The sequence below is a fragment of the Bacillus spongiae genome, from assembly GCF_037120725.1.
GTDB lineage: Bacteria > Bacillota > Bacilli > Bacillales > Bacillaceae_K > Bacillus_CI > Bacillus_CI spongiae.
The window spans coordinates 345,121-369,342 of sequence record NZ_JBBAXC010000002.1; the positions used below are offsets into that span (position 1 = coordinate 345,121).

22 protein-coding genes are annotated in these 24,222 nt (G+C 38.3%); 20 read left to right on the top strand and 2 right to left on the bottom strand.

The annotated features are described in order from the left end of the window. Positions 1-47 precede the first annotated feature (47 nt). Together WAK64_RS03880 and WAK64_RS03885 are read right to left on the bottom strand one after the other, a co-directional pair. Positions 48-185 carry a hypothetical protein gene (locus WAK64_RS03880; protein ID WP_336585630.1) on the bottom strand — a complete coding sequence of 46 codons (138 nt, stop codon included), beginning with the start codon at positions 183-185 and terminating at the stop codon, positions 48-50. Between the two features lie 218 nt (positions 186-403). After that, a complete protein-coding gene (locus WAK64_RS03885) occupies positions 404-589 on the bottom strand; it encodes a hypothetical protein (protein ID WP_336585631.1) in 186 nt (61 codons plus the stop codon). A gap of 434 nt (positions 590-1,023) precedes the next feature. Here WAK64_RS03885 and WAK64_RS03890 point away from each other — a divergent pair, with 434 nt between their 5' ends. The 20 genes from WAK64_RS03890 to dapA all read left to right on the top strand — a co-directional run bounded on the left by WAK64_RS03890 (position 1,024) and on the right by dapA (position 23,561). Further along, entirely contained in the window at positions 1,024-5,340 is a 4,317-nt protein-coding gene (locus WAK64_RS03890; RefSeq protein ID WP_336585632.1) for a PolC-type DNA polymerase III, read from the top strand. Between the two features lie 158 nt (positions 5,341-5,498). After that, positions 5,499-5,969 (top strand): ribosome maturation factor RimP, encoded by a 471-nt coding sequence (gene rimP / locus WAK64_RS03895; RefSeq protein WP_336585633.1) that lies wholly within the window; start codon positions 5,499-5,501, stop codon positions 5,967-5,969. A 30-nt stretch (positions 5,970-5,999) separates the two neighbouring features. Continuing rightward, the gene (gene nusA / locus WAK64_RS03900) at positions 6,000-7,127 is read left to right on the top strand and encodes a transcription termination factor NusA (RefSeq protein WP_336585634.1); all 1,128 of its coding nucleotides are present in this window, start codon (positions 6,000-6,002) and stop codon (positions 7,125-7,127) included. A 12-nt stretch (positions 7,128-7,139) separates the two neighbouring features. Further along, positions 7,140-7,409 (top strand): RNase P modulator RnpM, encoded by a 270-nt coding sequence (gene rnpM, locus WAK64_RS03905; protein WP_336585635.1) that lies wholly within the window; start codon positions 7,140-7,142, stop codon positions 7,407-7,409. A gap of 3 nt (positions 7,410-7,412) precedes the next feature. Then, entirely contained in the window at positions 7,413-7,715 is a 303-nt protein-coding gene (locus tag WAK64_RS03910; RefSeq protein ID WP_336585636.1) for a YlxQ family RNA-binding protein, read from the top strand. A 19-nt stretch (positions 7,716-7,734) separates the two neighbouring features. Then, a complete protein-coding gene (gene infB, locus WAK64_RS03915) occupies positions 7,735-9,834 on the top strand; it encodes a translation initiation factor IF-2 (protein WP_336585637.1) in 2,100 nt (699 codons plus the stop codon). Further along, on the top strand, positions 9,834-10,112 hold the full coding sequence (locus WAK64_RS03920; protein ID WP_336585638.1) for a DUF503 domain-containing protein: 279 nt from the start codon (positions 9,834-9,836) through the stop codon (positions 10,110-10,112). Before infB ends, WAK64_RS03920 begins: the two co-directional genes overlap by 1 nt. A gap of 21 nt (positions 10,113-10,133) precedes the next feature. After that, a complete protein-coding gene (gene rbfA / locus WAK64_RS03925) occupies positions 10,134-10,490 on the top strand; it encodes a 30S ribosome-binding factor RbfA (protein ID WP_336585639.1) in 357 nt (118 codons plus the stop codon). A 179-nt stretch (positions 10,491-10,669) separates the two neighbouring features. Then, positions 10,670-11,581: a tRNA pseudouridine(55) synthase TruB gene (truB, locus tag WAK64_RS03930; protein WP_336585640.1), complete on the top strand. Its 912-nt coding sequence runs from the start codon at positions 10,670-10,672 to the stop codon at positions 11,579-11,581. Positions 11,582-11,594: 13 nt separating this feature from the next. Further along, the gene (gene ribF / locus WAK64_RS03935) at positions 11,595-12,545 is read left to right on the top strand and encodes a bifunctional riboflavin kinase/FAD synthetase (RefSeq protein WP_336585641.1); all 951 of its coding nucleotides are present in this window, start codon (positions 11,595-11,597) and stop codon (positions 12,543-12,545) included. 133 nt (positions 12,546-12,678) lie between these two features. Further along, entirely contained in the window at positions 12,679-12,948 is a 270-nt protein-coding gene (rpsO, locus tag WAK64_RS03940) for a 30S ribosomal protein S15 (RefSeq protein ID WP_336585642.1), read from the top strand. A gap of 227 nt (positions 12,949-13,175) precedes the next feature. Then, on the top strand, positions 13,176-15,293 hold the full coding sequence (pnp, locus tag WAK64_RS03945; RefSeq protein ID WP_336585643.1) for a polyribonucleotide nucleotidyltransferase: 2,118 nt from the start codon (positions 13,176-13,178) through the stop codon (positions 15,291-15,293). Between the two features lie 139 nt (positions 15,294-15,432). Beyond that, on the top strand, positions 15,433-16,422 hold the full coding sequence (locus WAK64_RS03950; RefSeq protein ID WP_336585644.1) for a polysaccharide deacetylase family protein: 990 nt from the start codon (positions 15,433-15,435) through the stop codon (positions 16,420-16,422). A gap of 52 nt (positions 16,423-16,474) precedes the next feature. Further along, on the top strand, positions 16,475-17,707 hold the full coding sequence (locus WAK64_RS03955; protein WP_336585645.1) for a M16 family metallopeptidase: 1,233 nt from the start codon (positions 16,475-16,477) through the stop codon (positions 17,705-17,707). Positions 17,708-17,892: 185 nt separating this feature from the next. Then, positions 17,893-18,132: a YlmC/YmxH family sporulation protein gene (locus WAK64_RS03960; protein WP_336585646.1), complete on the top strand. Its 240-nt coding sequence runs from the start codon at positions 17,893-17,895 to the stop codon at positions 18,130-18,132. Positions 18,133-18,635: 503 nt separating this feature from the next. After that, entirely contained in the window at positions 18,636-19,523 is an 888-nt protein-coding gene (dpaA, locus tag WAK64_RS03965) for a dipicolinic acid synthetase subunit A (protein WP_336585647.1), read from the top strand. A 4-nt stretch (positions 19,524-19,527) separates the two neighbouring features. After that, positions 19,528-20,121 carry a dipicolinate synthase subunit B gene (dpaB, locus tag WAK64_RS03970; protein WP_336585648.1) on the top strand — a complete coding sequence of 198 codons (594 nt, stop codon included), beginning with the start codon at positions 19,528-19,530 and terminating at the stop codon, positions 20,119-20,121. Positions 20,122-20,280: 159 nt separating this feature from the next. Next, entirely contained in the window at positions 20,281-21,324 is a 1,044-nt protein-coding gene (gene asd / locus WAK64_RS03975; RefSeq protein WP_336585649.1) for an aspartate-semialdehyde dehydrogenase, read from the top strand. Between the two features lie 110 nt (positions 21,325-21,434). Then, positions 21,435-22,673, top strand: a complete 1,239-nt coding sequence (gene dapG / locus WAK64_RS03980; RefSeq protein WP_336585650.1) for an aspartate kinase — start codon at positions 21,435-21,437, stop codon at positions 22,671-22,673. A 27-nt stretch (positions 22,674-22,700) separates the two neighbouring features. Next, a complete protein-coding gene (dapA, locus tag WAK64_RS03985) occupies positions 22,701-23,561 on the top strand; it encodes a 4-hydroxy-tetrahydrodipicolinate synthase (RefSeq protein WP_336585651.1) in 861 nt (286 codons plus the stop codon). Positions 23,562-24,222 lie beyond the last annotated feature (661 nt).

The following is a 24,222-nucleotide window of genomic DNA, read 5'->3' on the forward strand; positions in this document are numbered from 1 at the left end:
TAGCAGCTCGGGGTCATTTGTCAAATCACTGCGGAAATCAGGATTTCCTACGTGCTTCGCCAAATGCCTGTCGCTGCTGAGCAACTCGACTCCGCTTTTCGGTATTGTCTAGCTTCGTCGGGTAGCAGCTCGGGGTTATTTGTCAAATCACTCCGGAAATCAGGATTTCCTATGTGCTTCGCCAAATGCCTGTCGCTGCTGAGCAACCCGTCTCCGCATTTCGGTGTTGTCTAGCTTCGTCGGCTTGTGGCTCGGGGTCAACTGCCACCCCACTCCGGAAATCAGGATTTCCTACGTGTCTCGTCAGTTGCCTGTCGCCCCAGAACGAGCCGACTCCGCATTTCGTTGTTGTCTAGCTTCGTCGTGTAGCAGCTCGGGGTCATTTGTCAAATCACTGCGGAAATCAGGATTTCCTACGTGCTTGCCAAATGCCTGTCGCTGCTGAGCAACCCGACTCCGCATTTCGTTGTTGTCTAGCTTCGTCGTGTAGCAGCTCGGGGTCATTTGTCAAATCACTCCGGAAATCAGGATTTCCTACGTGCTTCGCCAAATGCCTGTCGCTGCTGAGCAACCCGACTCCGCTTTTCATTTTGTCTAGCTCCACAGCCCAGCGCCTAGTAAACTTGTCCTCTCCTCTTTACGATAAGTCAACATCGGATTCCTTTGTAATCCGTGTTTCCTTTATCTCGTATGGAGAGGAGCAAGTTTATACGTCGCTGAACGGGCTGTTCCGCTTAGGCCTACAGGAAGTAGGTCATGAAGGCGTTGTGACAGGACGTCACGCACTTAGCCTTCGTTCCTTGATGTTGTCCAGCTTCGTCGGCCAGCGCCTAGTAAACTTGTGCACTCCTCCTTACGATAAGTCAACATCGATTCGCTATCGCTCCTCGTGTTTCCTTTATCTCATGCGGAGCACCTCAAGTTTATACGTCGCTAAACGGCCTCCTCCGCATTTCAGGATTGCATTATTCTTTGGTTTTCATTAATATGAGTACTAGATTTATTTAGATAGGAGAGTGAAGTATGAGTAATAACCTATCCGGTAGAGAACGATTTCGACTATTGTTACAGCAAATGCAATTAACGGAGGATGCATTTGTACAGTATTTTAAGGAAGCTGAGATTTTACGCTTAATCGTTGATCGAAAAACAAAAAGTTGGCATTTTGTGTTTCAGCTAGACGAAGTCATACCGTATCCTGTATTTGCACGATTTTCAGATCGTTTAATTCATACATTTAAGCATATTGCGACAGTAGGTTTTTCAGTAAGTGTGAAAAATCATCATCATTCCGAAAATCACATTGCGGATTATTGGAGAGAGTGCATTAAAGATATACAAGGAATATCCCCTCCTATTTTAGCAATGCTAAATCAGCAACAGCCAAAGGTTCAAGGGAATAGATTATTAATTGAAGCTACTAATGAATTAGAAGCAACGCAAGTGAAAAAGAAATACGGAGATATGATCTCTTCGATTTTAACTAAATACGGATTTCCTGCATTTTCGATTGATACAGCTATCGTCGAAAAACAGGAAAACGAGGATTTTGCAAATTTTCTGAAGCAAAAGCAAATAGAGGATCAAGAACGAGGCAAACAAGCAGTTGTTGATATGCAAAAGCGTGATGCGGAAGAGACAAATGGCACAGAACCATCAGGTCCATTAATGATTGGCTTAACGATTAAAGAGGATGCTGATTTCCGTAAGCTAGAGGAGATTTATGATGAAGAGCGCAGAGTAGCTGTCGAAGGGTTTGTTTTTGAAGCGGAAACGAAAGAGTTACGAAGCGGGAGAACCTTGTTAACTTTTAAAGTGACAGATTACACTAGCTCAATTATGGTAAAAATGTTCTCTAGAGATAAAGAGGACGCTGCAATTATGGCGAATTTGAAAAAAGGAATGTGGATTCGCGCAAGAGGAAGTATTCAAAATGATACATTTGTTCGTGATCTCGTTATGATTGCGAATGACTTAAATGAAATTACCCCTGTTTTACGTAAAGATAAGGCACCTGAAGGTGAAAAGCGAGTTGAGCTTCATCTTCATACACCGATGAGTCAAATGGATGCAGTATCATCTGTAAGTGACCTAATTTCGCAAGCGAAAAAATGGGGACATAAAGCGATAGCTGTGACCGACCACGCAGTTGTTCAATCCTTTCCTGAGGCATTTAGTGCTGGGAAAAAAAATGACATTAAAATAATATATGGAGTTGAAGCGAATCTAGTAGATGATGGAGTCCCGATTGCGTATAATGAAGCCCATCGTTTATTAGAGGAAGATACCTTTATTGTTTTTGACGTAGAAACTACAGGGTTATCTGCCGTATACAATACGATCATTGAATTAGCAGCAGTTAAGGTTCATAAGGGAGAGGTAATTGACACATTTGAACGATTTGCCAACCCTCATCACCCACTATCAGCGACAACAATTGACTTAACGGGTATTACTGATGATATGGTTTCTGGTGCTCCAGAGGTTGAAGAAGTTTTAAGAGATTTTCATAAATGGGCGGAAGACGGTATTCTAGTTGCTCATAATGCTACCTTTGATATGGGCTTTCTAAATGTTGGCTACCAAAAATCCGGTTTAGCAAAAGCTAGTAATCCGGTTATCGATACGTTAGAATTAGCTCGTTTTCTTTATCCTGAGATGAAAAACCATCGATTAAATACTTTAGCGAAAAAGTTTGATGTTGATTTAACGCAACATCACAGAGCAATCTACGATGCAGAAGCTACAGGATATTTACTTATTAAAATGTTAAAAGACGCAAATGAAAAAGACATACACTACCATGATCAAATGAACCAGTATATGGGTAAAGGAGAAAGTTTCAAACGATCTAGACCGTATCACTGTACCTTGCTCGCTCAAAATGAAATAGGACTTAAAAACTTGTTTAAGCTTGTGTCCATTTCTCATATTGATTATTTTTATCGTGTCCCTAGAATTCCTCGATCCGTACTACAAAAGCATCGTGAGGGAATAATTGTTGGCTCTGGCTGTTCTAAGGGTGAAGTGTTTGAAGGAATGATGCAGAAGGCTCCTGAGGAAGTAGAAGACTCCGCTCGGTTTTACGATTATATCGAGGTTCAACCGAAGGAAGTCTATCAACATTTAATCGAGATGGATTTAATTCAAAGTCAGCAAAATTTAGAAGATATTATTGAAAAAATTATTGACCTTGGAGAGCGACTGCATATCCCTGTAGTAGCGACAGGAAATGTACATTACTTAAACCCTAACGATGCCATTTATCGTAAAATTCTTATTAATTCACAGGGTGGTGCCAATCCATTAAATCGCCATCAATTGCCTGAGGTTCATTTTCGAACAACGGATGAAATGCTTCAATGCTTTTCCTTTTTAGGTGAGGATAGGGCGAAGGAAATAGTTGTCACGAATACGAATAAAATGGCGGATATGATTGAAGTCATAAAACCGATTAAGGATGACCTGTATACGCCAAAAATTGATGGTGCTGATGAAGAAGTGAGGGAAATGAGCTATTCAATGGCTCGAAGTATTTACGGTGACGAATTACCAGACCTCGTTGAAGCAAGATTAGAGAAAGAATTAAAAAGTATTATTGGTCACGGGTTCGCCGTAATTTATTTAATTTCTCATAAACTCGTAAAAAAATCACTTGACGATGGGTACCTAGTTGGTTCACGTGGCTCAGTCGGATCTTCATTTGTAGCGACGATGACTGAGATTACGGAAGTAAATCCACTTCCCCCACATTATGTTTGTCCTAGTTGTAAGCATTCAGAGTTCTTTAATGATGGTTCTGTAGGGTCAGGGTTTGATTTGCCGAATAAAGATTGTATAAAGTGTGGAGTACCATACACAAAAGATGGTCATGATATACCTTTTGAAACATTCCTTGGCTTTAAAGGGGACAAAGTTCCAGATATCGATTTGAATTTCTCAGGAGAATACCAACCTCGCGCTCATAACTATACAAAAGTGCTGTTTGGGGAAGAATATGTTTATCGAGCAGGAACAATTGGAACAGTTGCAGATAAAACAGCTTATGGATATGTAAAAGGCTATACTTCAGATCATAATTTACAATTAAGAGGGGCAGAGGTTGATCGGTTAGTAAAAGGGTGTACCGGAGTGAAACGAACTTCTGGTCAGCATCCAGGTGGAATTATCGTTGTTCCAGATTATATGGAAATCTATGATTTTTCGCCCATCCAGTATCCCGCCGATGATCAAAGCAGTGAATGGAAAACAACACATTTTGACTTCCATTCTATTCACGATAATTTACTTAAATTAGATATATTAGGCCATGATGATCCCACTGTTATCCGGATGCTTCAAGATTTATCAGGAATTGACCCTAAAACAATCCCAACAGACGATCCAGAAGTGATGAAAATATTCAGCGGTCCAGAGCCGTTAGGCGTCACTGAAGAACAAATTATGTGTAAAACAGGAACGTTAGGAATTCCTGAATTCGGGACTCGGTTTGTCCGTCAAATGCTAGAAGATACAAAACCTACGACGTTTTCGGAGCTTGTCCAAATTTCAGGATTGTCTCACGGGACGGATGTTTGGTTGGGCAATGCACAGGAGTTAATACACAATAAAACGTGTACGTTAAGTGAAGTAATTGGGTGTCGAGACGATATAATGGTCTATTTAATTTATCAAGGCCTAGAACCATCCTTGGCATTTAAGATTATGGAATCTGTTCGTAAAGGGAAAGGGCTTCAACCTGAAATGGAAGATGAAATGAAAAAAAATAACGTTCCCGATTGGTATATCGATTCCTGTAAAAAGATTAAATATATGTTCCCGAAAGCACATGCCGCAGCCTACGTTCTTATGGCTGTTCGAATAGCGTATTTTAAGGTTCATTTGCCTCTATTATATTATGCTGCTTACTTTACAGTTAGGGCAGAGGACTTTGACGTAGATGCGATGGTAAAAGGAACTCAATCCATTCGAGCAAGAGTAGAAGAGATATTGGCGAAAGGCTTAGAGGCTGCGCCAAAAGAAAAAAGTTTATTGACCGTATTGGAGTTGGCATTGGAAATGACAGAAAGAGGATTTAACTTCCAAAGAGTTGACTTATACAAATCGGATGCAAGTCAATTCATTATTGAAGGTAATTCACTCATTCCGCCGTTTAACTCGATTCCTGGATTAGGTACAAATGCGGCCATTAATATTGTGAAGTCTCGTAAAGAAGGTGAATTCCTCTCGAAGGAAGACCTGCAGCAGCGCGGCAGAGTGTCTAAAACGATTATTGAATATCTAGACAATCACGGCTGTTTAGAATCGTTGCCAGACCAAAACCAGTTGTCTCTTTTTTAATGTCATATTTGCATAAAAATAGTGGATATGGTATAGTTTTATTGGAAATACTAGAGATAACTCTGAAGGAAAGAGTGGGGGCTCCCCACTCTTTCCTGTTTGCTAAGAGACTTTTTTCATTCTTGGTTCCAGATCTATTATTTAACCAGGAGGTATATATGAGTAAAATTACGAATCTCGTAGAGGAGCTTGTTTCACCGATTTTAGAGGATATGAATTTAGAATTGGTTGAAACGGAATACGTAAAAGAAGGAAGTAGTTGGTTTCTTCGCGTATTTATAGATAAAGAGCAAGGTGTAGATATTGAAGAATGTGGAATCGTCAGTGAAAAACTGAGTGAAAAGCTTGATGAGCTTGATCCGATTCAACACAATTATTTTCTTGAAGTTTCTTCTCCTGGAGCGGAAAGACCTCTGAAGAAAACGGAGGATTTTCATAAAGCTGTTGGAAAAAATGTTCATATTAAAACATATGAACCCGTTGATGGAGAAAAAGTTTTTGAAGGAAAGCTTCTTGAATACACAGAAGATACTCTTATCATTGAATTAACGATTAAAACAAGAAAAAAACAAGTGCAAATCCCAAAGGAAAAAGTGGCAAAAGCAAGGCTTGCTATCATCTTTTCCTAAGGAATCGTATAGAAGGGGGATAAAGGGAAAATGAGCACAGAATTTTTAGATGCTCTAACGATTTTAGAGAAGGATAAAGGTATTTCAAGGGATGTATTAATCGATGCAATTGAAGCAGCACTCGTATCGGCGTACAAGCGGAATTTTAATCAAGCACAAAACGTCCGTGTAGACTTAAATGTTGATACAGGTACAATGCGCGTATTTGCTCGTAAAGAAGTAGTGGATGAAGTATTTGATCCTCGTTTAGAAATATCCATTGAAGATGCTAAAAATTATAATCCTAACTATGTTGTAGGGGATATCGTTGAATTGGAAGTAACACCAAAGGATTTTGGACGAATAGCTGCGCAAACAGCGAAGCAAGTGGTTACACAACGTGTTCGTGAAGCAGAGCGAGGTATTGTCTATTCTGAATTTATCGATAGAGAAGAAGATATTATGACAGGTATTGTTCAACGATTGGACCATCGCTATATTTATGTAGCCCTTGGCAAGATTGAAGCACTTCTTCCAATTAACGAGCAAATGCCAAATGAATCCTATAAACCACACGACCGTATTAAAGTATTTCTTACAAAAGTTGAAAAAACAACAAAAGGACCACAAATTTTTGTATCTCGGTCCCATCCTGGCTTATTGAAGCGTTTATTTGAAATTGAAGTTCCTGAAATTTTTGATGGGACGGTTGAAATTAAGTCTGTTGCACGTGAGGCAGGAGACCGCTCGAAAATTTCTGTTTACGCTGATAACCCTGAAGTTGATCCTGTTGGCGCTTGTGTAGGAGCAAGAGGAGGACGTGTTCAGGCTATCGTTAATGAATTAAAAGGTGAAAAAATCGACATTGTTGAATGGTCAGAAGACCCTGTTGAATTTGTTGCAAATGCACTTAGCCCTTCAAAGGTCCTTGAAGTACAAGTGAATGAAGAGGAGAAGGCTACGACCGTAATCGTTCCTGACTATCAGCTTTCTTTAGCAATCGGTAAGCGCGGTCAAAATGCAAGGTTAGCAGCAAAATTGACGAATTGGAAAATTGATATTAAAAGCGAAACGGATGCACGTGCATTGGGAATCTATCCTCGTGAAGAGAATCTCCTCGTATCTGAACCTACTGAATCAGATGAAGAAGATGATCTTTTTAAAGATGGAATCGAGTAAAAGGTGCATACAATGAATACTCGAAAAAAAATCCCATTAAGAAAATGTGTAGCAACTGGTGAAATGAAACCAAAAAAAGAAATGATCCGTATCGTTCGTTCAAAACAGGGAGACGTATCTATCGACCTAACTGGAAAGAAGTCTGGTAGAGGGGCTTATTTATCTAAGGATAAGGAAGTCATTTTATTAGCCAAAAAGAAAAATATTTTAGCCAACCAATTAGGTGCAAAGATTCCTGAGACTGTATACGAAGATCTTTTACAAGCAGTGGAAGAGGAGTAGAACATGAAATCAGCGCCTTGGCTATCGTTACTAGGTTTGGCAAATCGAGCGAGAAAAGTGATTTCTGGAGAAGAATTGGTCATTAAAGAAGTAAGAAGCGGACGTGCCAAGCTTGTTATATTATCACAAGATGCTTCTGAAAATACGGCGAAAAAAGTGAAAGATAAATGTCGTACATATGGTGTGCCAGTTAGGATTGTCGAAAATCGTGAACTCTTGGGTCACGCCATTGGCAAGGAAGCTCGTGTTGTGGTTGCCCTGTCTGACAATGGGTTTGCTAACAAGCTGTTCACTTTGCTCGATTAAATTCAATGGGGGTGAACATATGAGTAAAACGCGTGTTTACGAATATGCAAAAAAACATAATGTATCTAGTAAAGACATTATTAACAATTTGAAAGAACTGAATGTGGAAGTATCGAATCATATGGCAACATTAGATGATGCGATGATTCAAAAGTTAAATAAAAAATATGTAAAAGAAAATCCGGTGGAAGATGCACCGAAAAAAGAAAAGGTGAAATCTGTGCCGACAAATCCAAATAAAAAAAATCCAAATAAACCTGCAAATAATAAAGGGAAAAACCAAAGAAATCAAAGAAAACAAAATAGTAAGCGACCAGCTAATAAAAATCAACACAAGCCAGCTCCAACACCTAGAAAAGAAAAAGAGCTTCCAGAAAAAATTACATTCACAGAATCTCTAACAGTAGCAGAATTAGGGAAAAAGCTTCACCGTGATCCAGCTGAAATTATAAAAAAATTATTTATGTTAGGTGTAATGGCTACCATTAACCAACAATTAGATAAAGATTCGATTGAATTAATATGTTCTGAGTATGGTGTTGAGGTAGAAGAAGAAATCTTAGTCGATACAACTGATCTTGAAACATATTTCACTGAAGATAGCGAGAATGATGTTGTTGAACGCCCATCAGTTGTAACGATTATGGGACACGTTGACCATGGTAAAACAACGCTTCTTGATTCCATTCGTAATACGAAAGTGACGGAGGGAGAAGCTGGTGGAATTACACAACATATTGGTGCTTATCAAGTAGAAGAAAAAGGTAAGAAGATTACTTTCCTTGATACACCTGGCCATGCTGCGTTTACAACGATGCGTGCAAGAGGGGCTAAAATTACGGATATTGCGATTATCGTTGTTGCAGCAGACGATGGAGTAATGCCTCAAACAGTAGAAGCCATTAACCATGCAAAAGCAGCAGAGGTTCCGATTATTATTGCTGTTAACAAAATGGACAAACCAACTGCAAACCCTGATCGTGTTATGCAAGAGCTTACTGAGCATGGACTTGTACCTGAAGATTGGGGTGGAGATACGATCTTCGTTCCACTATCTGCTCTAACAGGTGAAGGAATCGACTCTTTGTTAGAAATGATTTTACTTGTTTCAGAAGTAGAGGAGTTAAAAGCGAACCCAGACCGTTTAGCAATGGGTACAGTAATTGAAGCAGAGCTTGATAAGGGAAGGGGTTCTGTTGCAACATTACTTGTGCAAAACGGTTCGTTAAAAGTAGGAGATCCAATCGTAGTTGGAAATACGTACGGACGTGTTCGTGCAATGGTCAACGACCTTGGCAGAAGAGTGAAAGAGGTTGGACCGTCAACTCCTGTAGAAATAACGGGATTAAATGATGTCCCACTTGCTGGAGATCGTTTTGTCGTATTGCCAAACGAAAAGAGTGCTCGTCAAATTGGAGAAAGCCGTGCTCAACAAGCTTTGCAAGCACTTCGAAGTGAAAAATCCCGTGTTACACTTGATAACCTATTCGAGCAAATGAAGCAAGGGGAAATGAAAGACTTAAACATCGTATTAAAAGCAGACGTTCAAGGTTCTCTAGAGGCTGTATCAGCAGCTCTATACAAAATTGACGTTGAAGGTGTAAATATTAAAATTATTCACACAGCTGTTGGTGCGCTGAATGAGTCTGATATTACGTTAGCAGCTGCATCAAATGCCATTGTTATTGGGTTTAATGTTCGTCCTGACGTAAATGCAAAACGTGCTGCAGAAGCTGAAGGTGTTGATATCCGCCTTCATAGAATTATTTATAAAGTTATTGAAGAAATTGAAGCGGCAATGAAAGGGTTATTAGACCCTGAATTTGAAGAAAAAGTAATTGGGCAAGCAGAAGTGCGCCAAACGTTTAAAGTTTCAAAAGTTGGTACAATTGCGGGTAGTTTCGTAACGGAAGGGAAAATTACTCGTAATAGTGGCATTCGTGTTATTCGCGATGGAATTGTCATTTTTGAAGGAGAATTAGATGCACTTAAACGCTTTAAAGATGACGCAAAAGAAGTTGCTCGTGGATATGAATGTGGTATTACAGTTCAAAACTTTAACGATATTAAAGAGGGCGATGTATTAGAAGCCTTTGTAATGGAGGAAGTGGAGCGTTAATGATCGGCTTTGCCGAATGTGAATTTTTTATTCATCATACGCACTCCTTAAAAGAAAAAAGAGCCGTGCTTCAGCGTGTACTGACACGGCTTAAACAAAAAGCGAATGTTTCTGTTGCTGAAGTGAAGTATCAAGATTTATGGCAGCGCACTGGGGTTGCCATTGTGACAGTAGCTTCTAGTAGAAAGGCAGCAGAACGGGAGCTTAATAACGCGCTAACGTTTTTGGACTCTTTTCCAGATTGGGAAAGAACAAATACAACGGTAGAATGGTTATAACAGACAAAAGAGGTGACAAATATGAGTCTTCGTGCCAATCGAATCGGAGAGCAAATGAAAAAAGAGCTCAGCGATATTATCGGACGCAAAATTAAGGACCCTCGTATTGGATTTGTTACAGTTACAGATGTTCAAGTATCTGGTGATTTGCAACAATCAAAAGTATATATTACTGTCCTTGGTGATGAAAATCAAAGAGAAAATACATTAAAAGGACTTGCCAAGGCGAAAGGTTTTATCCGTTCGGAGCTAGGGCATCGAATTCGTTTACGCAAGACACCTGAAATCATTTTTGAATTTGATGAATCAATTGATTATGGAAATCATATTGAAACACTGTTACAGAAAATTTCAGATGAACCAAAAGTAGAAGAATAAGAAAGAAGGATGCTCTAAATACAACAATTCAGTTTTGTATTTGAGCATCCTTCTTTTTTTATTGGGAAAAAAGGAAATGTTTTGCTTCAGAAGTAGGAGGTATAGAACATTTCCATATACGCATTCATCCATTACTGGTATGCGTACTTGAATTAATTACAACTCGAGGAGCGATTTTATTGAACGGTATTTTGCCTCTTTGGAAACCAAAAGGAATGACAAGCCACGATTGTGTATTTAAAGTCCGAAAGATTTTAAAAATGAAAAAAGTAGGTCATACAGGGACGTTAGATCCCGATGTAACAGGCGTTTTACCGATATGTCTTGGTCGTGCAACAAAAGTTGCAGAATACATTACAGATGCTGGTAAGGTGTATGAAGGTGAGGTAACGATTGGGTGGTCAACTACAACAGAAGATTCTTCAGGTGAAACCGTTGACAAGAAAACAGTAAACCGTTCCATTAAAAGGGACGAGGTATTAGCTGTTCTGAAAAACTTAACCGGTGAAATCCTGCAAACTCCACCAATGTTTTCTGCTGTGAAAGTGAATGGTAAAAGGCTTTATGAATACGCTCGACAAGGAATTGAGGTTGAAAGACCATCGCGTAAAGTAACGATACACTCTTTAGAGTTATTAGACGATCGTCAGTGCTTTGAAGGAGAGTCGATAACATTTGCATTTCGTGCAGCTTGTAGTAAGGGCACATATATAAGAACACTAGCAGTAGAAATAGGGGAGCAATTGGGATACCCCGCTCATATGTCTAAACTAGTTAGAACAAGTGCGGCAAACATTTCCTCCGATATGTGCATCACACTACAAGATTTAGAAGATAAGATGAAAATGGGTGATTTGAAAGAGAATATCCTTCCTATTGAATATGGAATTTCTTATTTGCCGAATCTTGTAATAAGTGATACATTAGCAGAGAAAGTAAAAAATGGAGCACTTTTAACTATTCCTGATGCTTGGCCTTCCTCTGATGCAAAAGTTGTGTTTTATCATGATAATAAGGCGATAGCTATTTATCAAAATCATCCAACAAAATCAGGTTTAATTAAACCTATAAAAGTTCTTCATAATGACTAATGAAGTAAGGTGAATGATTGTGGAAAAAATAACGATACATCATCCCCATGATTTGAATAAAGCGGAAATCTCTCCCCTTGTCATGGCACTTGGCTATTTTGACGGTGTACATAAAGGACATCAAAAAGTCATCTCAACAGCGAAAAGATATGCTGATGAACATCAATTAAAAACAGCGGTTATGACCTTTGACCCCCACCCTTCAGTGGTATTAGGGCGTAAGCATCAGCATGTCCGATATATAACACCATTAGAAGAGAAGATGAAGGTTTTTGAGGATTTAGGTGTTGATATTGCCTTTGTCGTGCGATTTACGTCAGATTTTGCTTCATTAACACCACAGGAGTTTGTCGATCAGTATATTATTATGCTAAATGTTCAACATGTTGTTGCTGGCTTTGATTACACATACGGACGTCTTGGAAAGGGAACGATGGAAACGATTCAGTTTCATTCACGGGACACCTTTACTTATACGACAGTAGCTAAGCTTACTGAAAGAGAAGCGAAAATCAGTTCAACCAAAATCCGAGAATGTATTGCTGAGGGACAAATTGAGACGGTGCATAATTTGTTGGATCGACCTTATCATACAAAAGGAACCGTTGTTCATGGAGATAAAAGAGGGAGAAAAATAGGGTTTCCAACAGCTAATATTGAACAAGAAGATACGTATTTAATACCAAGAACAGGCGTATATAGTGTTCAAATATTTGTTCAAAATAAATGGTATGATGGTGTTTGTAATGTTGGCTATAAACCAACGTTTAAAAACCCTGATGAAAAAGTTTTATCAATTGAAGTTCATATCTTTAATTTTGATCATTCTATTTATGGAGAAGAGATTCAATTAAAATGGTTTAAGCGAATTCGTGATGAACAAAAATTTAATGGAATCGAAGCTCTCATTAGCCAAATTGAAAAAGACAAGATGACAGCCTTAGCTTTTTTCAAAAACCATTAGGTTTAGACTTGCTTTTTTCATTAAAAAAAGGTATTCTATTAAACGTATGATATTAACCATTGCTTGGCAGTGCGATTCACCAACGTCTGCGAGGTAATTGGGGATTATAATGAATATTTAGGAGGTGAACAGGATGGCTATCACTCAAGAACGTAAAAACGAATTAATCAGTGAATACAAAATTCACGACAATGATACTGGATCTCCAGAAGTTCAAATTGCTATCCTTACGGAAGAGATTAACAACTTGAACGAGCATCTACGTACTCATAAAAAAGACCACCACTCACGTCGCGGTCTTCTAAAAATGGTAGGACGTCGTCGTAACCTATTGACTTACCTACGTAATAAAGACGTACAACGCTATCGTGAAGTAATCAATAAACTTGGTCTACGTCGATAGTTCACTTAAAGAAGCGGGATTCTTCCCGCTTTTTTATTAGCCAAAAAAGTGATACAATAACCGCCATAAAGATAGAAATTAAAATTATTATTTCCAAAAGATGAATGGGAAGGTATAAGTTCCTACTTCTTTTGATTAAACTATTTATACATAAGGAGTGATATGTACTATTGCATATCACAATATACAATGAAAATATAATGAAAATTGATGAGAGGGGTTTGTAAATGGAACAAGAAAAGAAAAGTTTTTCAATAGATTGGGCAGGAAGAACTTTATCAGTTGAAATCGGCCAGTTGGCTAAGCAAGCAAATGGCGCAGCAATGGTTCGTTATGGTGATACTGCTGTATTAAGTACAGCTACAGCTTCAAAACAAGCAAAGCCAGTAGATTTTTTTCCGTTAACCGTTAACTATGAAGAGCGTCTGTATGCTGTTGGAAAAATTCCTGGTGGCTTTATTAAACGGGAAGGTCGCCCTAGTGAAAAGGCTATTCTCGCTAGTCGACTAATTGACAGACCGATTCGCCCGTTATTCGCGGATGGTTTTCGAAATGAAGTTCAAGTTGTCAGCATGGTAATGAGTGTTGATCAAGACTGTTCTTCAGAAATGGCAGCAATGTTCGGATCATCATTAGCACTGACAGTTTCGGATATACCATTTGAGGGACCTATTGCAGGTGTTGTTGTTGGGATGATTGATGGGGAGTTTATTATTAACCCATCGGTTGAACAAATGGATCAAAGTGCTATGAATCTTGTCGTAGCTGGAACAAAAGATGCCATTAATATGGTAGAGGCTGGGGCTGATGAGATTCCAGAAGAAACGATGCTTGAAGCCATCATGTTTGGACATGAAGAAATCAAGCGCTTAATTGCGTTTCAAGAAGAAATCCGTGAAGCAGTAGGAAAAGAAAAAAGACAAGTAGAACTATTTCAAATAGATCAGGATCTTGAAGCGGAAGTGCGTTCCATGTGTGAAACGAAATTAATTTCCGCCATTCAAGTACAAGAGAAACATGCTCGTGAAGAGGCGATTACTTCTGTAAAGGATGAAGTCATTGCTACATTTGAAGAAAACGAGGCAGAAGAAGAAGATATCAAGTTAGTGAAAAAAGTATTAGACAAACTTGTAAAAGCGGAAGTACGTCGCCTAATTACGGAAGAAAAGGTGCGTCCTGATGGTCGTGGCCTAGATGTTATCCGCCCACTATCATCTTCTATTGGATTGCTATCACGAACTCACGGTTCTGGCTTATTCACACGTGGACAAACACAAGCCTTAAGTGTATGTACATTAGGAGCACTTGGAGATGTACAAATATTAGATGGACTTGGTATAGAAGAATCAAAACGATTTATGCATCATTACAACTTTCCGTTATTTTCTGTAGGTGAAACGGGGCCTTTACGTGGACCTGGCCGTCGTGAAATTGGACATGGGGCATTAGGAGAGCGTGCATTAGAGCCTGTTATTCCGAATGAAAAAGAGTTTCCGTACACCATTCGTTTAGTTTCAGAAGTTCTTGAATCCAATGGTTCTACTTCTCAAGCTAGTATTTGTGCAAGTACGCTCGCAATGATGGACGCTGGTGTCCCAATTAAGTCTCCAGTAGCTGGAATTGCGATGGGACTAGTTAAATCTGGTGAACATTACTCTATTTTAACGGATATTCAAGGTATGGAAGACCATTTAGGAGATATGGACTTTAAGGTTGCGGGAACATCCAGTGGTGTAACGGCCCTACAAATGGATATTAAGATTGATGGGTTAAGTAGAGAGATTCTTGAAGAAGCACTACAGCAAGCCAAAAAAGGTCGTATTCAAATCCTTGATTCCATGCTTGCAACAATCAACGAACCTCGTACACAGCTTTCAGAATATGCACCTAAAATAGTGATGATGTCGATTAATCCTGATAAGATTCGTGATGTCATCGGTCCAAGTGGAAAACAGATCAATAAAATTATTGATGAGACTGGTGTAAAAATTGATATAGAACAAGATGGAACAGTCTTTATCTCTTCAACTGATGAAGAAATGAATAAGAAAGCAAAGAAAATCATTGAGGATATTGTTCGCGAAGTAGAAGTTGGGCAAATGTATTTAGGAAAAGTGAAACGAATTGAAAAATTCGGTGCTTTTGTTGAAATCTTTGCTGGTAAAGACGGGTTAGTTCATATATCTGAACTTGCAGAGGAACGAGTTCGAAAAGTGGAAGACGTTGTTGCACTTGGAGATGAAATTCTCGTGAAAGTGATTGATATTGACAATCAAGGAAGAGTAAACTTATCCCGAAAAGCAGTCATTCGAGAACAGAAAGAAAAAGAAGAACAACAAAACTAGCCGTAAAAAAGGCCAGCTCTCAGCTGGCTTTTTTTTATGTTCTAGTTTTGACACCCCACAACGCTAGGAATAGTACTAGTAAGCATTATGGTTCTACCTTGTCCATAAAGGTCATAAAGTACTAGGGGGGGTGGATTAAATGAAAATAGAAAAAAAAGGGATTGCCATTGTACTTATTATTATTATAGGGTGGTTAACAGTAAATAATCCTTGGACTAACAGTTATGTAACCACATTAAAAACCATTGACGTTCCAGTAGATGGTAAAAATGAGTTGATCCAAAGAATTGAAAAAGAAGCAAAAGCTTTTTATATTGCGCCTAAAGATGCAGTTGTGGATTCTGTCTGGAAGGCAACAGCAGGATATAATGGATTAAAGGTAGATATAGAAGGCTCGTATAAGAAAATGAAAAAGGAAGGAAAGTATCAAAAGGATTTACTCATTTTTGAACAGATTTCTCCAAAGGTGCATTTATCTGATCTTCCTGCTGCCCCAATTTATCGTGGAAACCCAGACAAGCCAATGGTAAGCTTTCTTATCAATGTTGCATGGGGAAACGAACACTTACCGAAAATTCTTTCCGCTTTAAAAAAACACCAAGTATTTGCGACTTTCTTTTTAGAAGGAAGATGGGTTAAAGAAAATCCAGACCTTGCCAAAATGATTGTAGATGCAGGGCATGAAGTAGGGAATCATTCTTATTCTCATCCTAATATGAAAAATTTGAGTAGTGCTGAAATTCAAAGAGAACTGACGAAAACAAATGAAATAATAGAATCGACTATAGGAAAACGAGTAAAGTGGTTCGCTCCTCCTAGTGGAAGTTTTGGAGAGGAAGTCGTAGACATTGCGGCAAGCATGCATATGAAAACGATTTTATGGAGCGTTGATACGATTGATTGGCAAAAACCATCAGTAAACGTTATGATAGAGCGAGTAGTGAAAAAAGTACATCCGGGGGCAATGATTTTAATGCACCCAACCCAACCTACCGCTGATGCTATGGAACAGTTAATTATTGAAATTAAAAAGAAAAACCTTCGGATAGGTACCGTAACCCAACTTTTAAAAGAAGACAGAATTATTCTCCCTCAAGGAAATAATCCAACTAATTCTGGAGAAACTTAAACTAATAATACATGTGAATGGTTTTTTGACAGCAAGAACAGGAGGAAGTAATTTGATAAAGAGATATACATGCCAAAATGGACTAAGAATTGTACTAGAGGAAATCCCAACTGTTAGGTCTATAGCAATTGGTGTTTGGATTGGTACAGGTTCTGTTAATGAAAATAGCCAAAATAACGGTATTTCTCATTTCTTGGAACATATGTTATTTAAGGGAACGAAAACCCGTTCAGCTAGAGAAATAGCGGAGTCGTTTGATAAAATTGGTGGACAAGTTAATGCCTTTACTTCAAAGGAATATACTTGCTACTATGCAAAAGTACTTGATAATCATTCATCATATGCATTGGAAATTTTAGCTGATATGTTTTTCAATTCTACTTTTGATAAAGATGAGCTTGAAAAAGAGAAAAAGGTTGTATATGAAGAAATCAAAATGTATGAGGATACACCTGATGATATTGTGCACGATATGCTCGGTAAAGCGATTTATCAAGACCATTCGCTAGGTTATCCAATTTTAGGTACTGAACAAACGTTATCCACCTTTACAAGTGACACATTAAAAGAATATGTACATAATATGTATGCGCCTGAAGAGGTTGTTATTTCGATAGCAGGCAATGTTGAGGAATCTTTTATGAAACAAGTAGAAAAGCTATTTGGTAGCTATACTGGAGGAGTTCGCGAACCAAAAGACGAAAAACCCGTTTTCCATGCCGTTCAAATTTCTAAAAAGAAAGAAATTGAACAAGCCCATTTATGTTTAGGATTCGAAGGATTTAAAGTAGGGCATCCTGATATATATAACTTAATTGTTTTAAATAATATTCTAGGTGGAAGTATGAGCTCTCGTCTGTTCCAAGAAGTAAGAGAGCAAAAAGGATTAGCCTATTCAATATTCTCTTATCACTCAGCATATCAGGATAGTGGGCTTGTTGCATTATACGGCGGAACGGGAGCAACACAGCTTCAAGAATTATTTGAGACCATCCAACAAACCCTCAGTACCATTACGAAGGATGGAGTGACAGAAAACGAATTTTTAAACAGTAAAGAGCAGTTAAAGGGAAATCTTTTACTAAGTCTTGAAAGTACTAATAGCCGAATGAGCAGAAATGGGAAAAATGAATTATTATTACGAAAGCATCGGTCACTAGATGAAATTGTTGAAGATATTGATAAAGTAAGTCTTTCTGCTGTTAATGAAACGGCAAAGACAATCTTCTCACGTGACTATTCTATGGCGCTCATATCACCTACTGCAGAACTACCGACAATCTAAACATAGGAATGGGAATATAAGCAATGGTGTTAGAAGGGGATAGCGGCTTCTTAAACAATTGTAATTTACATCAATGATATTTCTGTCTACACACTAAAACTTATTTGTACTATTAATCGAGTTTCTTCATTCTAAATCTTTTCTCTTTCGTATAAAATGTACTATAAAGAAAATGGGAGGGAACTATGCGATTAAGTGAATTGAGTGGAAAAGAAATCGTTGATTATCAAAAAGCAGAAAGATTAGGGATACTAGGTCAAACGGATTTGGAATTTGATGATAAAACAGGTCAAATTTCATCGTTAATTATTCCAACGGGTAAATGGTTTGCCCGAAAGCAAAATGCTGAAACAAGGGTTCCTTGGCATCAAATTAGAACAATTGGAACAGATATGATCATTTTAGAAATACAAGATCATGACTAACATCTACCCTTCTCATGTGACACAAGCAAACACTACTTAGGCTGCCTTACCTCCAACTTTAAATGGAGGAAGGTAGCCTTATTTTTTGTTTGTATCATCATGTAGCAATAAGGCTAGGGCCTCGTTTAAAAAATGGGAAAAATAACTTCTCCTACTTTTAGGACTTTGCTTGAATCAATCTTATAACTGCTTCCTTCATTTTCTACAATGGAAACACCCTCTAATATACATGTTAAGTGTATTTTTCGTCATTCATCCATTCTTCGTCAATTTTGATATTTAAGCAACGTTTACATTCTTTAACGATCATTTCCAAGCAGCTTTTATTGAACAACAATAAGAACGAGTTTGTACCAAGGATAGTACGAGGGAAAAGCATCTATTTTCCTTATCTTCATTATTTCCTATAGTCTTCAATCACCCATCTCTCTATAGTCACATACAATGTTGAAGTGATATACACTCGGAAGAAGTTATTACAATTAAAGAAGGTGAATGCATTGATGTTGACTGGAATGCAGATCGCAATCATTGGCGGAGATGCTCGTCAACTCGAGATCATTCGTAAGCTTACAGAACTAGATGCCAAACTCTCCTTGGTAGGGTTTGAACAATTGGATCACGCGTTTACAGGGGCAGTGAAAGAAAGGTTGGAAGATGTTGAATTCAGTGACCTTGATGCAGTAATTTTGCCTGTTCCAGGTACTAGTTTGACAGGAGAAATTGATACAATCTTTTCTAATGAAAAAGTTCAGCTTACAAAAGAGCTTATATCGGAAACTCCGCCACATTGTACGATTTATTCAGGGATTAGCAACGACTATTTAAATGAATTAACAGGAAGTACGAATCGAAAACTTGTTCAATTATTTGAAAGAGACGATGTAGCTATCTATAATTCTATTCCAACAGTCGAAGGAACGATTATGATGGCCATTCAGCATACGGATTTTACGATCCATGGTTCTAATTGTATTGTTTTAGGATTAGGTCGAGTGGGAATGAGTGTAGCAAGAACATTTCACCACCTTGGTGCAAAGGTTAAAGTTGGAGCGAGAAAAACGGAGCATATTGCAAGGATATCTGAAATGGGTCTGACTCCATTTCATTTGGATCAATTAGAAGAAGAAGTACATGACGTCCACCTTTGTATAAATACGATTCCTGCTCCTGTTGTAACAGCATCCGCTATAAGTAAGATGCCTACACATACGTTAATTATAGATCTTGCTTCTAAACCAGGAGGAACCGATTTTCGATATGCAGATAAAAGAGGAATAAAAGCTTTACTCGCGCCTGGTTTGCCTGGAATTGTTGCACCGAAAACAGCTGGTCAAATATTAGCCAATGTATTGTCTTCCTTACTTCTAGGTCAGTGGAAAGGAGAATAGGGATATGGATCTAAATGGAAAGCGAATAGGTTTTGGTCTAACAGGGTCACATTGTACGTATGATGCAGTCTTTCCTGAAATTGAGAATTTAGTGAAAATTGGAGTGGATGTCATTCCAGTCGTATCTTCAACTGTTAAAAATACCGTTACACGTTTTGGTGACGGTGAGGATTGGATTAAAAGAATTGAAGAGGTAACGGGACATAAAGTAATTGATACCATTGTGAAAGCTGAACCATTGGGACCTAAACTTCCGCTTGATTGCATGGTTATCGCTCCATTAACAGGAAATTCAATGAGTAAATTAGCCAATGCGATGACTGATTCCCCAGTCTTAATGGCGGCAAAAGCGACATTAAGAAATCATCGACCAGTTGTTCTCGGCATCTCAACGAATGATGCTCTAGGATTAAACGGAACGAATCTAATGAGGCTAATGGCGACAAAAGATATTTATTTCATTCCATTTGGGCAAGATGCACCTGAAAGTAAACCAAAATCAATGGTAGCAAGAATGACTAGTTTACAACAAACGATTGAAGCTTCATTAGACAGAAAGCAAATCCAACCAGTTGTGATTGAACGATATCTAGACTAAAGTAAAAATGGCGACTCAAAGGAGGGTCGTCTTTCCTACGAATGCAAGCAAAAAGAGTTACAGTATTGCTTGCGACTATGGTAAAATAATTTTTATTAAACAAATATATATTTGCGACAGTTTATACTGTCTTTGAGAATTGGAAGGAGAAAAGTAGTCATGAATACAACTGGATTTCATGTGGCAGTACTTGGAGCAACAGGAGCAGTAGGGCAGCAAATGATCGCAACACTTGAAAAGAGAGATTTTCCTATTAGAAAATTGACGTTACTTTCCTCTGCTCGTTCAGCTGGCAGTATTGTAAACTTTAAAGGAAAAGAAATCATCGTAGAGGAAGCGACTCCAGATAGTTTTGAAGGGGTTAATATTGCTCTATTTAGTGCAGGAGGATCGATTTCTAAAAAGTTTGCCCCAGAAGCAGTAAAACGTGGGGCGATTGTAGTCGATAATACGAGTGCTTTTAGAATGGATCAAGATGTTCCACTAGTCGTCCCAGAAGTAAATGAAGCTGATTTACATCAACACAAAGGGATTATCGCAAATCCAAATTGTTCAACGATTCAAATGGTTGTTGCATTAGAACCAATTCGAAAGCAATTTGGGTTAAATAAAGTTTTAGTTAGTACGTATCAAGCTGTATCGGGTGCAGGTAAAGATGCAATTGACGAACTTTATGAACAGTCTAGGAATATATTAAACGGTGAAAAGGTAGATCCGCAGGTACTTCCGGTTAAAGGCGAGAAGAAGCACCATCAAATTGCTTTTAACGCAATTCCGCAAATTGATTCGTTTATGGAAAATGGCTTTACGTTTGAAGAGATGAAAATGATCAATGAAACGAAAAAGATTCTCCACATGCCTTCATTGAAGGTAGCCGCAACCTGTGTTAGATTACCAATTGAAACGGGGCATTCTGAATCCGTCTATATTGAAGTAAACGAAAGCGGCGTTGATACAAAAGATATTCAGTTACTTATGAAAGACTCGCCAGGGGTCGTTCTTGAAGACTTCCCGGAACAACAGGTTTATCCTTTGCCAGCTAATGCTGTAGGGAAAAATGAAGTGTTTGTAGGAAGAATTCGTCGTGACCTTGATGAAGAAAAAGGCTTCCATTTATGGATTGTTTCAGATAATCTCCTTAAAGGAGCAGCCTTTAATTCTGTACAAATTGCGGAAAGTCTAGTGAAACTTGGACTTGTTTAAAACGACAGTGACCATAAAACTTATTCTATGAGTTATCCATTAATAAAGCTTCACTTTTTTGACCCCCAATAGGCTGCCTAAGGGAATAATTAGAAAACAGAGGTGTAAAAATGAAGCTTATTGTGCAAAAGTTTGGAGGAACATCAGTTAGAGATGAAGATGGAAGGCAACGAGCATGTAACCATGTGAAAAATGCTAGAACTGATGGGTATAAGGTGGTAGTGGTAGTGTCAGCCATGGGAAGGAAAGGGGACCCTTATGCAACTGACACCCTTCTTTCCCACGTAGGTGGATCGAATACGCTTCTAACCAAAAGAGAGCAAGATTTATTATTGTCTTGTGGTGAGGTTATTTCCAGCTTAGTATTTGTTAATATGCTAGTAGAACAAGGAATCAATGCGGTCGCATTAACAGGTTCTCAAGCAGGATTTATAACGAATAATGACCATACTAACGCTAAAATTATTGAAATGAAAACTGAACGGGTTGTGGAGTTATTAAAAAATCATGATGTGGTTGTGGTAGCTGGGTTTCAGGGAGCAGGTAAAAATGGAGATGTTACAACGATTGGAAGGGGAGGTAGTGATACCTCTGCTGCTGCTTTAGGTGTCGCGTTAAAAGCGGAATATGTCGATATATTTACCGATGTTACAGGAATGATGACAGCTGACCCAGGATTAACGAAAAAGGCGAGAGCTTTATCAGTCGTTACCTATAATGAAGTGTGCAATATGGCGTATCAAGGGGCAAAAATCATACATCCTCGTGCGGTTGAAATCGCTATGGCAGCGAAAATACCAATCAGAATTCGTTCAACCTATTCTAGCGAATTAGGAACGCTCGTTACTTCATTAGACCATAGACAAAACCACTATATAATGGATGAACGACCTGTCACGGGAATTGCTCATGTTCCAAATATTGCTCAAATAAAAGTGTTTGCTAAAAAGGATCAATATAATTTGCAGTCTGAAGTATTTAAAGCCATGGCACAGGCGAATATTTCTGTCGATTTTATCAATATCTCACCTCAGGGAGTTGTGTACACCGTATCGGAAGATGTGATAGAAAAGGCTATTCAAACCTTAAAAGACCTTTCTCATCAACCTGTTGTAGAGTACAATTGCGCAAAAGTATCGGTCGTAGGTGCGGGAATGACAGGAGTTCCTGGAATAACGTTTACGATAGTAACAGCTTTAGCGGAAAAAGGAATACGCATTCTTCAATCAGCTGATAGTCACTCAACGATTTGGGTTTTAGTAAAAGATAAAGATCTTGTTAGTGCTGTTAATGCTCTGCATGACGTCTTTCACTTAGAAGAGGTACCAGAAAAGCAGCTCAACGAATAAAAAATGGAATAGGAGTGTAGGAAAAGCATGAACTTTGGTCTAATTTCAACCGCAATGGTGACACCTTTTGATCATAAAGGGAATATTGACTTTAAGAAAACATCTGCCCTTGTAAATTATTTAATTGCAAATGGTACGGACTCTCTCGTAGTAGCGGGAACCACAGGAGAGTCTCCAACCTTAACGACAGAAGAGAAGCTCGCTTTGTTCTCCCACGTTGTGAAAGAGGTAGATGGACGTGTACCAGTTATTGCTGGAACGGGAAGTAATAATACTTACGCTTCTATTGACTTAACAAAAAAAGCTGAACAGACAGGAATTGATGGAGTATTAGTTGTAACCCCATATTATAATAAACCATCTCAAATGGGACTATATGAACATTTTAAATCAATTGCTGAAGCAACCTCTTTACCTGTAATGCTTTATAATGTTCCAGGTCGAACAGTAACAAACCTTTTACCTGAAACAGTCATTAAGTTATCTAAGATTGACAACATCGTTGCTGTAAAAGAGGCGAGTGGGAATTTAGATGCAATGACTGAAATTATTGCAAATACGCCAGAAGATTTCCTTCTTTATAGTGGCGATGATGGGTTAACCCTACCGATTCTCTCCATTGGAGGAGTAGGAGTTGTTTCTGTTTCATCCCATATTATTGGAAACGAAATGAAAAAAATGATAAATGCTTTCCTTGATGGAAATCATGCTGAAGCAGCTATTTTACATCAAAAGCTTCTCCCTTTAATGAATGGATTATTTGCTCAACCAAGCCCATCTCCAGTTAAAACAGCACTCCAATTAACGGGTATGGATGTAGGTTCTGTCAGGTTGCCTCTAATTCCCTTAACAGAAGAAGAGCGTAATACACTTCAAGCGTTACTTTAAATGACAGTGGGCGAAATATAATATCGGATATTTAGGAAAGTAGGATGAAAATCTTCCTCTCCAATGCACATAAAAAGAGCTGGGTTCTTAAGGAATCCAGCTCTTTTTATGCATGATACGCAATTGTACTGAGTGATAGGAAGTACTCAAGGATATGTCAGCATCTGATTTGTTTAAAAATGAATCGCTTCATTGCTCCCTTATTGAATTATCAGTAAGACTTTTTCTTTGTTCAATTTTTCTCGTACTCAACGCTCATTTAATTAAATTCTTGAGTTTGTGGTTTGTTCCTTCTGTGTGTCTATTTTAAAAAAGGAGAAAAGATAGGAGAGTTTCTGCGTCCATTCTCAAGTTTTTTCACTAGAAGTATTTATAGGTGATGGCATTATTTTTATAAGTCTATAAGTCTTCATTTTTTAGCTATAATTACTATGTTTCTATTTTTTTATTCAGAATTTTCATAAAAAATAATTAACGACAAAATCCTACATTTCTTGTTATTTACTCTCTAAGAGCTTTGTTCTATTATTAAGACGATAGGGATTGTAGGCGCCGGCACTCTCTATTACATATGTAATGTTTCAAGATTATACAATAGACTCTAGTCAATCTGACATCACCCATTCTCCCAAGGTGAATTGTATGAAACCTCATCAAGTGC